A 14,812-nucleotide genomic window follows, 5' to 3' on the forward strand; every position below is an offset into this window, starting at 1 on the left:
CCGCCGTTGACCCCCTCACCGACCTTCGGTCGGAGCTCCCCCTTGGGGGAGCAATTGGCGCCGTAATTCCTCCCCATCAGGGGGAGGTGGACCGCGAAGCGGGACGGAGGGGGTCTTCTGGGCCGCCGTTGACCTGCTCTCCCTGCCTGGGAACCATCCGCGTCCTAATCCGCGTCCATCTTCAGGGCGGCGATGAAGGCTTCCTGCGGGATGTCGACCTTGCCGAACTGGCGCATGCGCTTCTTGCCGGCCTTCTGCTTGTCCAGCAGCTTGCGCTTGCGGCTCATGTCGCCGCCATAGCACTTGGCGGTCACGTCCTTGCGCAGGGCGCGGATGGTCTCGCGAGCGATGATCCGGCCGCCGATCGCCGCCTGGAGCGGGATCTGGAACATGTGCGGGCTGATCAGGTCCTTCATCTTCTCCACCATGCCCCGGCCGCGGGCCTCGGCCCGGTCGCGGTGGACCAGCATGGAGAGGGCGTCGACGGGTTCCCCATTGACCAGGATGCTCATCTTGACCAGGTCGCCCACCCGGTAGTCCTCGACCTGGTAGTCGAAGGAGGCGTAGCCCTTGGAGACGCTCTTCAGCCGGTCGTAGAAGTCGAAGACCACCTCGTTGAGGGGCAGGTCGTAGATCACCATGGCCCGGCTACCGACGTAGGACAGCTCGCGCTGCACGCCGCGGCGGTCCTGGCAGAGCTTGATCACCGCGCCGAGGTACTCGTCGGGAGTCAGGATGGTGGCCTTGATCCAGGGCTCGGCGATGGTGTCGATCTTCACCGGGTCGGGCATGTCGGCGGGGTTGTGGAGCTCCAGCACCTCGCCGTTGGTCAGGGTGATCCGGTAGACCACGCTGGGGGCGGTGGCGATCAGGTCGAGGTCGAACTCGCGCGACAGCCGCTCCTGGATGATCTCCAGGTGCAGGAGTCCCAGGAAGCCGCAGCGGAAGCCGAAGCCCAGGGCCGCCGAGGTCTCCATCTCGTAGGTGAAGCTGGCGTCGTTCAGGCGCAGGCGGCCGATGGCGGCGCGCAGGTCCTCGAAGTCGGCGGCGTCCACGGGGAAGAGGCCGCAGAAGACCACCGACTGGGCGACCCGGAAGCCAGGCAGGGGCGTGACGGTCTGCCGCTTCTCCTCGGTGATGGTGTCGCCCACGGCGGCGTCGGCCACCTGCTTGATCTGGGCGGTGATGTAGCCGATCTCGCCGGGGCCCAGTTCGTCGACCTCGGTCTGCTTGGGCTTGAAGACGCCGATCCGGTCCACCTGGTGGACGGCGCCGGCGTTGATCATCCGCACCTTCATGCCGGCGCGCAGGCGCCCGTCCATGACCCGCACGAGCACCACCACACCCAGGTAGGGGTCGTACCAGGCGTCGACCAGGAGGGCTTTGAGGGGGGCGTCGGGGTCCCCCTTGGGGGGCGGCAGGCGGGTGACCACGGCCTCCAGGACGTCGGCGATCCCCTGGCCGGTCTTGGCCGAGCACAGGACGGCGTCCGAGGCGTCGATGCCGATGACGTCCTCGATCTGCTCGCGGACCCGGTCGGGGTCGGCGGCGGGCAGGTCGATCTTGTTCAGGACCGGGACGATCTCGTGGTTGTTGTCGATCGCCTGGTAGACGTTGGCCAGGGTCTGGGCCTCGACCCCCTGGCTGGAGTCCACCACCAGTATGGAGCCCTCGCAGGCGGCCAGGCTGCGGCTGACCTCGTAGGCGAAGTCCACGTGCCCGGGGGTGTCCATCAGGTTGAGGACATAGGTCTCGCCGTCCCGGGCCTTGTAGTCCAGGCGCACGGTCTGGGCCTTGATGGTGATGCCCCGCTCGCGCTCGATGTCCATGTTGTCGAGGACCTGCTCGGTCATCTCGCGCTGGGTCAGCGCGCCTGTCTCCTGGATGAGGCGGTCGGACAGGGTCGACTTGCCGTGGTCGATATGGGCCACGATCGAGAAGTTGCGGATTCGGCTGAGCGGGGTGGTCATGTCGTCGCGCCCTTAGCACACTCCGGCGGCCCGGGGCGAGGCCGGTTCAGAGCCGATCGCGCAGGGCGTACCAGGAGAGGGCGGCGATGGTCAGGGGACGTCTCAACAGACGCCCTCCGGGAAAGGCGGGAGCGGGCAGTCGGCGCAGGGAGTCCAGGGCTTCGGCGGCGGCCCGGTCGCCCTGGGCCTCGCGCCCCAGAAGGTCGCCGACATAGGGCGCCAGCATCACGCCCTGCCCCGAGTATCCGGCAGCCAGGGAAACCCCCGGCGCGGGAGAGGCCACCAGGGGCGTACGATTCAGCGTCACCCCTACCGAGCCGCCCCAGGCGTGGGTGATCCCCATATCCGCCAGGTCCGGATAGATCTTCAGGAGGCTGCGGCGGACATAGCCGGCCAGGTCGGCGGGATAGGTCTCGCGGTAGGTCTCACCGCCGCCGAACAGCAGGCGACCATCGTCGGTCTTGCGGAAATAGTTGACGACGAAGCGGGTGTCCGCCGCCGCCGCCCCGCTGCGCAGGATTCGGTCCGCCCGCGCCCCGAGGGGCTCGGTGACCAGGACGAAGTTGTTGATCGGCATGACCCGGTCCCGGGCTGTCCCGGCGATGGCGGTCAGGTAGCCGTCTCCGGTGAGCACCAGCCGGTCGCAGGTAATTCGGGCCATGGGGGTGGCGACCTCGATGCCGCCGCCCCGGCGGGACCAGGACAGGGCCGGCGCGCCCTCGCAGATCACGCCCCCCGCCGCCAGGACCGCCCGCGCCAGGCCGAGGGCGAGGTTCAGGGAATGCAGGTGGCCGCCGCCGTCGTCGCGGAAGCCGCCATGATAGACGTCCGTCCCCAGCTCCTCGGCCAGGGCCTCCCGCGACAGCAGGCTGAGGTGCGGATAGTCGTAGGCGCGGGCCAGGTGCTCTACGTGCCGGGCGTCCTCGGCCTCGCCGCCGGGCCGGTGGCGGGCGGTGACGAGGCCCGGGCGGTAGCCGGCTTCCGGGGCGACGTCGGCGACCAGTCCGGCGAGGTGGGCCCGCCCCGCCTCCGCCATGTCCCAGAGCCGGCGGGTCAGGTCGCGTCCGACCCGGGCCTCCAGCCATTCCGGTTCCTGCCGGTGGCCGGGATGGACCTGGCCGCCATTGCGCCCCGAGGCGCCCGAGCCGACCTGGGCGGCCTCCAGAACCACGACGGGGACCCCCGCCCGCGCCAGGGCCAGGGCGGCGCCCAGGCCGGTGAAGCCGGCGCCCACGACGCAGACGCCGGTGCGGACCGCGCCCTCGGGGGCCGGCAGTTCCGGCAGGCGGATCGCCGCTGTCTCGGCGTACCAGGAGCCCTTGGGGTGACCGTCATTGAGCATGGCGGCGGGCTCAGACGTTCAGCAGCAGAAACTCGCGTTCCCAGGGGCTGATCGTCTGCATGAACACCTCGTACTCGGTGCGCTTCACAGTGGCGTAGGCGCCGCAGAAGATCTCGCCCAGCACGTTCCGGAGGGGATCGCACTGCTCGAAGAGCACAAGGGCCTCCAGAAGGTTCCGCGGCAGTTCGATCCCAAGGGCCGCCGCGTCGGTGGCGACCGGCTCGGTAGGCGTGAGGCCCTCGTTCATCCCCAGCCAGCCCGCCGCGAGGACGGCGGCGATCGCCAGATAGGGGTTGGCGTCCGAGGAGGGGATACGGTTCTCCAGCCGCCGGTTGGCGGGGTCCGACGGCGGCGCGCGCAGTCCGCAGGTCCGGTTGTCATAGCCCCACTGGGTATTGACCGGCGCGCCCGTCCCGCGGGCGATGCGCCGGTAGGAATTCACGTAGGGCGCCAGAATGGCCATGATGGCCGGCAGATACCGCTGCTGGCCGGCGATGAAAGACAGGTAGGCGCCTGTCGCCTCGCCCGTCTTGCGGTCAGAGAACAGGGGCCGTCCATCGGCGTCCAGGATGGACTGGTGGATGTGCATGGCGCTGCCGGGCTCGCCCGCCATGGGCTTGGCCATGAAGGTGGCGTAGATGTCGTGTTCCAGCGCCGCCTCGCGGATGGTGCGCTTGAACATGAAGACCTGGTCGGCCAGCTCCAGCGGGTCGCCGTGCCGAAGGTTGATCTCCATCTGGGCCACGCCGCTTTCGTGGATCAGGGTGTCGATCTCGAGGCCCTGGGCCTCGGAATACTCGTACATATCCTCGAAGAGGGCGTCGAATTCGTTGACCGCGGCGATGGAGTATCCCTGCCGACCGGTTTCCGGCCGCCCGGACCGGCCCACCGGAGGGCGCAGCGGGTAGTCAGGGTCAGTGTTCTTGTCGACCAGGTAGAACTCCAGCTCCGGCGCCACCAGAGGCGTCCAGCCGCGCTCCCGGTAGAGGTCGAGGACCCGCCGCAGCACCTGGCGCGGCGCCTCCTGCACCGGGCGGCCATCCGGATGGAAGGCGTCATGGATGACCTGGGCCGTCGGGTCCTGAGCCCAGGGCACGACGGCGAGGGTCGCGAAGTCGGGATTGAGGAAGATGTCGGTATCCGACTGGACGGCCGAGATCGTCCCCATCTCATCCGGGAAGTCACCGGTAATGGTCTGGTAGAAGACGGCCAGGGGCAGGTTCATCTGGGGCGCGCCGAGGAACTTGCGGACCGGCATGATCTTGCCGCGCGCGACTCCGGCCAGATCGGGCACCACGCACTCGATCTCCTCGATGGACTGCTTGGCCAGCCAGGGACCCGCCGCCTCCAGGGAGGCGACCCCCCGCTTTTCCCGCGCACCCGGCGGTGGACGCCGTTTGCGGGCGCTCATCTTGTATCCTCCGGTTTCAGCGCCCGCAGGACAGGCTCCGCCTCGTCGAGGGATTTGCGGAGAATGGCGACCAGTCGATCAATCTCGGCATGGGTGATGATCAGCGGCGGGCAGCAGACAATGGTGTCGCGGATACCCCTCACCATGAGGCCGTTACGGATGCAGAGGTCGCGCACCACCGGACCGGCCTCACCCTCCTTGTCCAGGAACCGCTTGTTGGTCCCGGGCTCGCGGACGATCTCCACCGCCCCGATCAGGCCGAGGGAGCGGGTCTCGCCCACCAGGGGATGGTCATTGAGGCTGGCCAGGGCGCGGGCCAGGTAGGGGCCGGTGTCCTCGCGGGTGCGCTCCACCAGGCCCTCGCGCTCGATGATGTCGAGGTTGGCCAGAGCCACAGCGGCGGCGGTCGGGTGGCCGCTATAGGTGTACCCGTGGACGAAGTCGCCGCCCTTCTCGCGCAGCTCGGCCACAATGTGGTCGGCCACGCCGGTGGCGCTGATCGGCAGGTAGCCCGAGGACAGGCCCTTGGCCATGGAGATCATGTCCGGCTTCACGCCGTAGTGGTGGTGGCCGAACCACTGACCCAGCCGCCCGAAGCCACAGATGACCTCGTCGCAGACCAGCAGGATGCCGTACTTGCGGCAGATGGCCTCGACCCTGGGCCAGTAGCCCTCGGGCGGGATGATGACCCCGCCGGCGCCCTGGACGGGCTCTCCTATGAAGGCGGCGACGTTCTCGGGGCCGACCTCAAGGATCTTGTCCTCGATGGCCTGGGCGGCGCGGGCGGCGAAGGCGTCAGGGTCCTCGCCGAAGCCCTCTCCGAAGAGGTAGGGCTGCATGACGTGCTCGACGCCGGGCACCGGCAGGTCGCCCTGGGCATGCATGGCCTTCATGCCGCCCAATGACACCCCCGCCACGGTGGAGCCATGGTAGGCGTTCCAGCGGCTGATGAAGATGCGGCGCTGGGGCTGGCCCTTCAGCTTCCAGTAGTGGCGGGCCAGGCGGAAGACCGTGTCGACGGCCTCGGAGCCCGAGGAGTTGAAGAAGACGTGGCTCAGGTGGCCGCCCATCTTGCTGGCGATGCGGGCCGCCAGCTTCACCGGGGGCGGCGTCGCCGTCCGGAAGAAGGTGTTGTAGTAGGGCAGCTCGAGCATCTGGTCGTAGGCGGCCTTGGCGAGCTCCTCGCGGCCATAGCCCACATTCACGCACCAGAGCCCCGCCATGCCGTCGAGGATGGCGTTCCCCTCCCCGTCGAAAATGGTGCTTCCCTCGGCCCGGGTGATGATCCGGCTGCCGCCGAGGCTGGCGATCAGCCTGTGGTCGGCCTGGGCCGGCAGATGGTGCGCCAGGTCCAGCCGGCGAAGCTCGGCGATATCGTGGTTGCGGATCGGAACAGTCACGCGGGGAACTCCTGAAGCGGATCAGCGGACAAGCGGTTCGCCCCGGAGGGCCCGCCCGAAGACATTGAAGAATACCTGACTTTGCGGGTTCGCGCCCGTGCGCCATTCGGGGTGCCACTGGACGGCGAGGACCGGGGCGGCGTTCACGCGCGCCGAGAAGGCCTCGACCACGCCGTCATCGGCCTGGGCCTCGACATTGAGGCCATCGCCCAGCCGCGAGACCCCCTGGAAGTGGACGGAGTTCACCCGGATCCGGTCCTCGCCCAGGGCCGCGGCCAGGACCCCGCCGGGCGTCAGGGCGACATCGTGGACGTGGTCGAACATCTCGTTGAAGCCGACGTCCTCAGGCGCGTGGTGCATGAGAAGGTCGGAGTTTTCGGACACGTCCCGGCGGAGCGTCCCGCCGAACGCCACGTTCAGCTCCTGGAAGCCGCGGCAGATCCCGAAAACGGGACGCCCGAGGTCGAGCATGGCCCTGATCAGGTCCCGGGTCATTGAGTCCCGAGCCGGGTCGAAGGGGCCGGGGGCGTCATCGGCCGCCTCTCCATAGACGGCCGGGTCGAGATTCGAGGGGCTGCCGGTCAGGAGAAGACCATCCAGTCGGCCAGCAACATCGGACGCCCGCATATGCTCTGGCATGGAGGGGATCAGCAGGGCGGCGGCGTCGGAATAGGCCATGGCGGAGGCGACATAGCGGTTCATCACCGCCTGCGCGGGCTCAATCCCGACGGTGCGGGTGCAGCAGATGATGCCGGCGACGGGGCGCGCCATGTCAGTTCAGCAACACGGCGGGCGAGCAGGCGTGCCAGCCGAGCCAGACCTCCTCACCAAGGGCGAAATCCTCCTGGTCCCACCGGGTGAGATTCGACCTCAGCACCTTGACCCGGCGGCCGCCGGCGATCTCCACCTCGTAGGTGCTCTCGCTTCCGAGATAGGACTCGTGGCGGATCACGCCCCGCACCAGATTGGCGCCGGCGGGAGAGTCGTCGAGCACCGGCGGTGGCTGACCCGGGACGTACTTGTGCAGCTCGATCTTCTCGGGGCGCAGGGCCGCCCAGACGGTGGTTCCCTTCGCGCCGGTCACCCCGTGGTCGAGGTAGATGTCCGTGGGAAGCTCCGGCGAACGGATCACGGCCTCATCCTGTTCATCGACGGCGAGGACGCCCTCGAACAGGTTCACCGAGCCGATGAAGTCGGCCACAAAGCGGCTGCCCGGGAACTCGTAGAGGTCGTTGGGGGTGGCCACCTGCTGTAGGAGGCCGCGGTTCATGACCGCACAGCGGCTGGCCATGGCAAGGGCCTCGTCCTGGTCGTGGGTGACCATGATGAAGGTGATGCCCACCGTCTCCTGAAGCGCGCACAGCTCGGTTCGCATCTGATCGCGGAGCTTGGCGTCGAGGGCGGAGAGAGGCTCATCCAGCAGGAGGACCCGGGGGCGCTTGACCAGGGCGCGGGCCAGGGCTACGCGCTGCCGCTGGCCGCCGGAAAGCTGGTCGGGCTTGCGCTCGCCGAGGCCGCCCAGCTGCACCAGCTCAAGGGCCTCCTGCACACGCCTGTCACGTTCGGCCCCGGGGACCCGGTCGATCTTGAGGCCATAGGCCACGTTGTCCGCCACACTCATGTGGGGAAAGACGGCGTAGGACTGGAAGACCATGTTGACAGGCCGCCGATTGGGCGGGGTCGTCGAAATGTCCTGACCATCAATCAGAATGCGGCCCTCGGTCGGGGTCTCGAACCCAGCCAGCATCCTCAGGAGTGTGGTCTTCCCGCATCCGGACGGTCCGAGCAGGCAGAAGAATTCGCCCTCGTCGATTGCGAGAGAGACATTGTCCACCGCGACCATCCGGCCAAAGCGCTTGGTGACGTTCTCGAAGGTGATGATGGGTTTGCTCATGTCGCCTCAGTGGCGTTTCGGGTTGCGGTCGCGGGCCGCGTGGCCGCCCTCCGTCGAGGCGGGATCCCCCTGGAGTTTGAGGGCTGCGGCGGTGAGGATCACGGTGACGAGGATCAGGATTGTCGACGCGGCGTTGACCTCTGGGGTCACCGAGAAGCGGACCATGGAATAGACCTTGACCGGGAAGGTCACCGTGTCCGGACCCGATGTGAAGAAGGTGATGACGAAGTCATCCAGGCTGAGGGTGAAGGCCAGGAAAGCTCCGGCGACAAGGGAGGGCGCCATGTGCGGCAGGATCACGTCCTTCAATGTCCGCCACTCGCTGGCGCCAAGATCTCGCGCCGCCTCCTCGAGCTCCCTGTTGAAGCTGGCCAGCCGCCCCCTGACCACGACCGCCACGAAGGGGAAACAGAACGAGACATGGGCGATGATGATGGCGCCCAGGTTGAGGGGCCAGGGCAGATCCTGCGGCCACGGCAGAACCTTGGCGAAGAAGACCAGCATGGCGACGCCCAGGCAGATCTCAGGCGCGACGATGGGCAGGGCGAGGGCGCCATCGAACCCCGTCTTTCCGGGAAAGCGGAAGCGCCAAAGGGCGAGGGCCGCCAGGGCGCCAAGGATCAGGCTGAGAACGGTCGAAACTGCGGCGATGGTCAGGCTGTTGACGAAGGCCTCGATCAGGGAGGCGTTGTTGAGGGCCTTCTCGTAGTACTTGAAGGTGAAGCCCTGCCAGACCACGTTGCGACGGCTGTCGTTGAAGCTGAACACCATGAGGGCGATCAGCGGGGCGTAGAGGAAGATCCCGACGGCGGCCAGCCACAGCCGCAAAGGCCAGCGTCGCAGGTACTCGAGCGGTCCGGGCGCGGAGCGACGGGCCATCATGCCCGCTCCCTCGGGCGTCGCGACATCAGCGCCTGAAGGGCGATGGCGATGAAGGTCATGTACATCAGGAGGAAGGACAGGGCCGCGCCGAAAGGCCAGTCATTGGCCCGTTTGAACTGTCGCTCGATGATGTTTGCGATCATCTGGCTGTCAGGGCCGCCCAGGAGATCAGGCGTCAGGTAGGAGCCCAGGGCCGGGATGAAGGTGATGACCACGCCCGATGCAATGCCCGGGAGGGCCAGGGGCGCGACGATGATCAGGAGCGTCCTCAGGTGGCCGGCCCCGAGGTCAAGGCTGGCCTCGATCAGGGAGGTGTCCAGCCGATCAAGCGCGGAATAGAGCGGCAGGACCATGAAGGGCAGGTGCACGTAGACCAGCCCAAGCACCACGGCGAAGTTGTTGTGCAGGAGATCCAGGGGCTCGAAGGGGCCCAGAACGCCGATCCCCAGAACCGAAACCGCCGAGCCGAGGCCGTTCCAGACCCATTCCAGGGACTGGTTGATGTAGCCCTCGGTCCGCAGGAAGGCGATCAGGGCGTAGGTGCGAATGAGAAGGTTCGTCCAGAAGGGCAGCATGACCGCCAGCAGGAGCCAGGTCTTGGCCTTGGGCGGGGCGAAGGTGATGGCGAGGGCGACGGGGAAGCCGATGATCAGGCAGATCAGGGTGGTCAGAGCGGCAATGCCGACCGACTTCGCGAAGATCATCAGATAGAGCGGATCAAGGGCCCGGAGATAGTTGGCGAATGTCCCCGTGAGGGCGATGTCCGTCAGGCCCCGGTTCTCCCCGAAGGAATAGAGCCAGACGATCCCCATCGGGATCAGAAAGAACAGGACCAGCCAGAAGAGGGGCGGTCCGAGAACCGCCCCGAAGAGACCCTTCGCCGACTTCCAGTGCTGTTCCATCCTGGAGGGCTCCGCGTCAGGTCAGGCGGCGCGCACCCGGGTGATGACTTCCTCGTAGAGGCTGGCTTTCTCGGCGCCCTCAAAGGCCCCGTACTCGCACTTCGCCAGGACATCGGCGGGGGGGAAGATGACCGGATTGGCCCGATAGTCCGCCGGCATCAGCGCCTTGGCCGCTGCATTGGGGGTCGGATAAAGGATGGTCTCGCTGATCTTCTTCCCGGCCTCGGCGTCCAGCAGATAGTTGATGAAGGCGTGAGCGTTGTTGGGGCGGGGGGCGCCTACGGGAATGCAGAGCGTGTCGGAGTTCAGGAGGCTCCCCTCCTTCGGCACGACGAAGCCGATGTCCGGGTCTTCGGTCATGATCTGGGCGATGTCGCCGTTGTATTCCAGGACGAGGTCGACATCGCCGGAGAGCAGCATGTCCTGGCCATTGTCCTCATGGAAGGCCTTGATGTTCGGCTTCTGGCGCACGAGCATCTTCTCGATCTCGGCGACCAGCTCGGGCGGTATGTTGTTGACGGAGTGGCCCTTGTACTTGGCGGCCAGGCGGATCAGGTCGGCAGACTCAGACAGAAGCGCAATCCTGTTCTTGTAGGCGTCGGAATCGAAAAGCCACTTCCAGCTGTCGGGAACGCCGTTCACCTTGCTCTTGCGATAGCCGATCCCCAGAACGAGCCAGGTGTAGGGCGCCGACATCTTCCGGCCTGGGTCGAAGTCCGGGTTCATGAAGCTGGGGTCAACGTTCTTGAGGTTCGGGATCTTCGAATGGTCGAGGGGCTGGATCAGCTTGGCTTCGGTCATGCGCGTCACGAACTCGTTCGACGGCACGATCACGTCAAAACCCGGATTGCCAGCCTTGAGCTTGGCGAAGAGCTCGTCGTTTGTCGCGAAGAGGCTCATGTTGACGTCCACGCCCGAGGCGGTCTTGAAGTCCGCAAGGGTCGTCTCGCCGATGTAGGTGTCCCAGTTGTAGAAGTTCAGCTTCGGCTCTTCCCCGCCGGCGGCGGGGGACGCACCCGGCTGCGAGCAGGCGGTGAAGGAGACCCCGATGGCCGCGGCGCCGAGGGCGGTCAGCAAGCCGCGTCGGGATGCGCCGCGTCCGGAAAACATCGACATCGGGAGGTTCTCCCCAAGAGTTCAAGTCCTAGGAAGAAACAAGACGGCGCCTGAGCGCCGGGATCAATCCCGAAACCGAACGTGGCGACCAGGATTCAGGCGTTGCCCAGATACCAGTCATAGTCGAGGGCGGTGACGACGGCTCCGAAGCGGTCCTGCTCCGTGCGCTTGACCGACGTGAACATGTCGACAAAGCGCGGACCGAGATAGTCCCGCAGCACGTCGGACCGCTCGAACAGGTCGACGGCCCCCACCCAGTCGGTCGGCAGGCGCACACCGTCACGGGCCGCAGCCGCGTAGCCGTCGCCCTCCACCGCCGGCCCGGGGTCCAGCCGGTTCACGATCCCGTGGTGAGCCGCCGCCAGCAGGGCGGCGAGGACCAGGTGGGGATGGGCGTCGGCGCCCGCCACCCGGTGCTCGACATGGCGCGTCGGCGGCGGACCGGCGGGCACCCGCAGCGAGACTGTCCGGTTGTTCACGCCCCAGGTCGGGGCCACGGGGGCGTAGGAGTTGGCGCGAAAGCGCCGGTAGCTGTTGGCGTTGGGCGCAAGGATGGCCATGCAGTCGCCCATCAGGGCCTTCATGCCGCCGATGGCGTGACGCAGCATGTCCGATCCCTCGGGCCGCAGGTCTGCGCAGAGGTTGGCGCCAGAGGCGTCGGCGAAGCTGACATGGACGTGGAAGCCGCTGCCAGCCCTGTCGGCCCAGGGCTTGGCCATGAAGGTGGCCTCGCACCCATGCCGCGGTGCGATGCCCTTGACCGCCCGCTTGTAGCGCACGGCGTCATCGGCCGCCGCCATGGCGTCCGGCTTGTGATGCAGGGTCAGCTCCAGCTGAGCGGGCGCAAACTCCGATATGGCGCCCTCGAGCGGCAGGCCCATGATGTCGGCCGTTGCCCAGAGCTCCCGGAGGAAGGGAGCGTGGTCCTCAAGCTCCGGCAGCCCATAGACCTGTATGCCCTCAGGCCTCCGACCTGTGCGGACGGAACGGGCGGGCAGCACCTCTCCCCCCGGTCCCCTCTGGAGATCCACCAGATAGAACTCAAGCTCGCAGGCGGCGACAGGGGTCAGGCCATCGGCCGCATAGCGGTCAAGGACCCTGCGCAGAACGTGGCGTGGATCGAGATCATTGGGAGATCCGTCGAGCTCGTACATCGACAGCATGACCTGAGCGACATCCGGACCAAGCCAGGGGGCCGGGGTCAGGGTCCCGGGGACCGGACGGGCCCTGCGATCGGCGTCGCCGTCCTCCCAGACAAGCCCTGTAGCCTCGCAATCGGCGCCCTGGGTGTCGACCACCAGGACCGAGCCGGGCAGGAAGCGACCGTAGTCATAAACGGCCGGCAGTTCCTCGATGCGAAGCCGCTTGCCCCTGGGCACCCCGGTCATGCCTGTGAAGGCAACCTCGACGAACCGGATGTCGGGATGGGCGGCCATGAAGGCCCGGCATTCCTCGGGATCGGCGACGGGATTGACGGGCATGGCAAGGAGACCTCGGAGCGGAAGACGCGACACCTTCTGCCACGCCGGGCCAGGCCCGCCAACCTGACCGCAGGTCTCAGCGCTCGGCCCGTCGCTCGGCCTCGATCGCCGCGGCGACTCTCTCCATGGGCGCCTGGTAGGTGACGATCCTGCCGGAAGCCCCGTTGTCCATGTCCGAGACAAGACTGAGGGCGAGGCCGACCAGTATGAAGAGACCACTGGTCACGACGAAGTGTCTGGACCCTGACGCCGCGAGAGACAGCCCGACCAGAAGCGCCGAACCCAGAGCGAAGGCATGCAGGCTTTGCAGAATTCGTTCCGGAATCTTCGCGTCGAACGCTGCATACCGCCGCTCTGCATCATCGAACATCTCATTCGTCGCATTGAGCAGCGGGACCGAGACCCGCTGACCGGAAGGCGTATCCAGCGCGCTGTCCGTGACCTTCCAGATCGCAGTCTGGAGCCGGGCCGTCTGCAACCGTGTCTCCTGCAAGGCGCCGGGATCGGCCCGGTCCGTACTGAAGGACATGCGAACACGCACATAGTCCGCCATCAGCGCATTCAGTTCAGCTCTGTGGGGATCATCCAGGAGCTGGTGGCGAAGATGGGTCGTCGAGATCGCCGTAGCCTCCTCGGTCACGAGATCCCGCCGGAGTTCGTAGTTGGAGTGGGCCATGCCGAAGGTGAAGGCGACCAGGAGGGCCAGCAGGGTCAAGGCGGCGGACACGACAAAGGAGGTGTCTTCCTCACCCGCAATCTCCCGGCGTCTCCTGTACCAGGCATGGCCGCGGAACCCGGCCTCAAGCACCAGGATCAGAGCGACTGAGTAACCAATCCAGGTGAGGGCGGGAGTGAACACCAGCGGCTTCTCCGTCTGTCGACCTAGGCCTTCGGGCCAGCACGCGTTTGGACATACACCTCGCCGCCGCTGTCGCGAAAGCGCTGCGCCATGTCGGCCATGCCCCGGGCTACGTCATTCTGTGCGGCTGCAGCATCCCTGATTTCCTGGCTGATCTTCATCGAGCAGAACTTCGGGCCGCACATGGAGCAGAAATGGGCCGTCTTGAAGGCCTCCTTGGGCAGTGTCTCGTCATGGTAGGCGCGCGCGGTCTCGGGATCCATGCCGAGGTTGAACTGGTCCTCCCAGCGGAACTCGAAGCGTGCGCGAGAGAGGGCGTCGTCCCAGGTGCGGGCGGCGGGATGCCCCTTGGCGAGGTCGGCGGCGTGGGCGGCGATCCGGTAGGCGATGACCCCGTCCTTGACGTCCTTGCGGTCCGGCAGGCCGAGGTGCTCCTTGGGCGTGACGTAGCAGAGCATGGCCGTTCCGAACCAGCCGATCATGGCCGCGCCGATCGCCGAAGTGATGTGGTCATAGCCGGGGGCGACGTCGGTCGTGAGCGGGCCGAGGGTGTAGAAGGGCGCCTCGCCGCAGGCGGCGAGCTGCTTGTCCATGTTGGCCTTGATCTTGTGCATAGGCACGTGGCCGGGACCTTCGATCATGGTCTGCACGCCATGCTTCCAGGCCACGCGGGTCAACTCGCCCAGGGTTTCAAGCTCGGCGAACTGGGCCGCATCGTTGGCGTCGGCTAGGGAGCCCGGGCGCAGGCCGTCCCCCAGGCTGAACGACACGTCGTAGGCCCGCATGATCTCGCAGATCTCCTCGAAGTGATCGTAGAGGAAGTTCTCGCGGTGATGCGCCAGGCACCACTTGGCGAGGATGGAGCCGCCACGGGAGACAATGCCGGTGACCCGCTTCGCGGTGAGGGGGATGTAGGCCAGCCGGACCCCGGCATGGATGGTGAAGTAATCGACGCCCTGCTCGGCCTGCTCGATCAGGGTGTCCCGGAAGACCTCCCAGTTCAGGTCCTCGGCCACGCCTCCGACCTTCTCCAGGGCCTGGTAGATGGGCACCGTTCCGATGGGGACCGGGCTGTTGCGGACGATCCAGTCGCGGATGTTGTGGATGTTCCGTCCGGTGGACAGGTCCATGACGGTGTCGGCGCCCCAGCGGATGGCCCAGACCATCTTGTCGACCTCATCGGCGACCGTGGAGAGGACCGCCGAATTGCCGATGTTGGCGTTGACCTTGACCAGGAAGTTGCGGCCGATCGCCATCGGCTCCAGCTCGGTGTGGTTGATGTTGGCCGGGATGATGGCCCGGCCCCGGGCCACCTCGTCGCGGACGAACTCGGGCGTCACGAAGTCGGGGATGGAGGCGCCGAAGTCCTCGCCGTCGCGGAAGGCCGGATCCGAGGCCTGGCGACGCAGGTTCTCGCGGATCGCTACGTACTCCATCTCAGGGGTAATGAGCCCCCGGCGGGCGTATTCGAGCTGGGTGACGGCGGCGCCGGCGCGGGCGCGGTAGACTCGCCGCGGGGCTTCGAAGGCGGGGGCCAGGTGGGCGCCGGAGGCCC

At 67.2% G+C, this 14,812-nt stretch carries 12 protein-coding genes; all 12 read right to left on the minus strand.

The genetic code is table 11. From position 1 onward, the window contains the following. Window positions 1-164: 164 nt before the first annotated feature. On the minus strand, window positions 165-1,970 hold the full coding sequence (gene lepA, locus INE98_RS04285; protein ID WP_293536846.1) for a translation elongation factor 4: 1,806 nt from the start codon (window positions 1,968-1,970) through the stop codon (window positions 165-167). Between the two features lie 46 nt (window positions 1,971-2,016). Further along, window positions 2,017-3,312, minus strand: a complete 1,296-nt coding sequence (locus tag INE98_RS04290) for an FAD-binding oxidoreductase (protein WP_293536847.1) — start codon at window positions 3,310-3,312, stop codon at window positions 2,017-2,019. 10 nt (window positions 3,313-3,322) lie between these two features. Continuing rightward, the gene (locus tag INE98_RS04295; RefSeq protein ID WP_293536849.1) at window positions 3,323-4,723 is read right to left on the minus strand and encodes a glutamine synthetase family protein; all 1,401 of its coding nucleotides are present in this window, start codon (window positions 4,721-4,723) and stop codon (window positions 3,323-3,325) included. Further along, complete coding sequence (locus INE98_RS04300) at window positions 4,720-6,123, minus strand: aspartate aminotransferase family protein (protein WP_293536851.1); 1,404 nt, start codon at window positions 6,121-6,123, stop codon at window positions 4,720-4,722. The genes INE98_RS04295 and INE98_RS04300 overlap by 4 nt, the downstream gene beginning before the upstream one ends. Before the next feature lie 21 nt (window positions 6,124-6,144). After that, the gene (locus INE98_RS04305) at window positions 6,145-6,894 is read right to left on the minus strand and encodes a gamma-glutamyl-gamma-aminobutyrate hydrolase family protein (protein WP_293536853.1); all 750 of its coding nucleotides are present in this window, start codon (window positions 6,892-6,894) and stop codon (window positions 6,145-6,147) included. Window position 6,895: 1 nt separating this feature from the next. Next, on the minus strand, window positions 6,896-8,017 hold the full coding sequence (locus INE98_RS04310; RefSeq protein ID WP_293536854.1) for an ABC transporter ATP-binding protein: 1,122 nt from the start codon (window positions 8,015-8,017) through the stop codon (window positions 6,896-6,898). Between the two features lie 6 nt (window positions 8,018-8,023). Then, window positions 8,024-8,899 (minus strand): ABC transporter permease, encoded by an 876-nt coding sequence (locus INE98_RS04315; RefSeq protein ID WP_293536856.1) that lies wholly within the window; start codon window positions 8,897-8,899, stop codon window positions 8,024-8,026. Further along, entirely contained in the window at window positions 8,896-9,801 is a 906-nt protein-coding gene (locus INE98_RS04320; protein WP_293536858.1) for an ABC transporter permease, read from the minus strand. The genes INE98_RS04315 and INE98_RS04320 overlap by 4 nt, the downstream gene beginning before the upstream one ends. A gap of 21 nt (window positions 9,802-9,822) precedes the next feature. Then, complete coding sequence (locus INE98_RS04325) at window positions 9,823-10,917, minus strand: spermidine/putrescine ABC transporter substrate-binding protein (RefSeq protein ID WP_293536860.1); 1,095 nt, start codon at window positions 10,915-10,917, stop codon at window positions 9,823-9,825. 95 nt (window positions 10,918-11,012) lie between these two features. After that, window positions 11,013-12,398, minus strand: coding sequence for a glutamine synthetase family protein (locus tag INE98_RS04330; protein WP_293536861.1), 1,386 nt, complete (start codon window positions 12,396-12,398; stop codon window positions 11,013-11,015). A 76-nt stretch (window positions 12,399-12,474) separates the two neighbouring features. Further along, the gene (locus INE98_RS04335) at window positions 12,475-13,257 is read right to left on the minus strand and encodes a hypothetical protein (protein ID WP_293536863.1); all 783 of its coding nucleotides are present in this window, start codon (window positions 13,255-13,257) and stop codon (window positions 12,475-12,477) included. Between the two features lie 23 nt (window positions 13,258-13,280). Beyond that, on the minus strand, window positions 13,281-14,812 hold a 1,532-nt coding region (gene thiC / locus INE98_RS04340; protein WP_293536865.1), incomplete at its 5' end, for a phosphomethylpyrimidine synthase ThiC.

It is taken from the genome of Phenylobacterium sp., assembly GCF_020253645.1.
Taxonomy (GTDB): domain Bacteria; phylum Pseudomonadota; class Alphaproteobacteria; order Caulobacterales; family Caulobacteraceae; genus Phenylobacterium.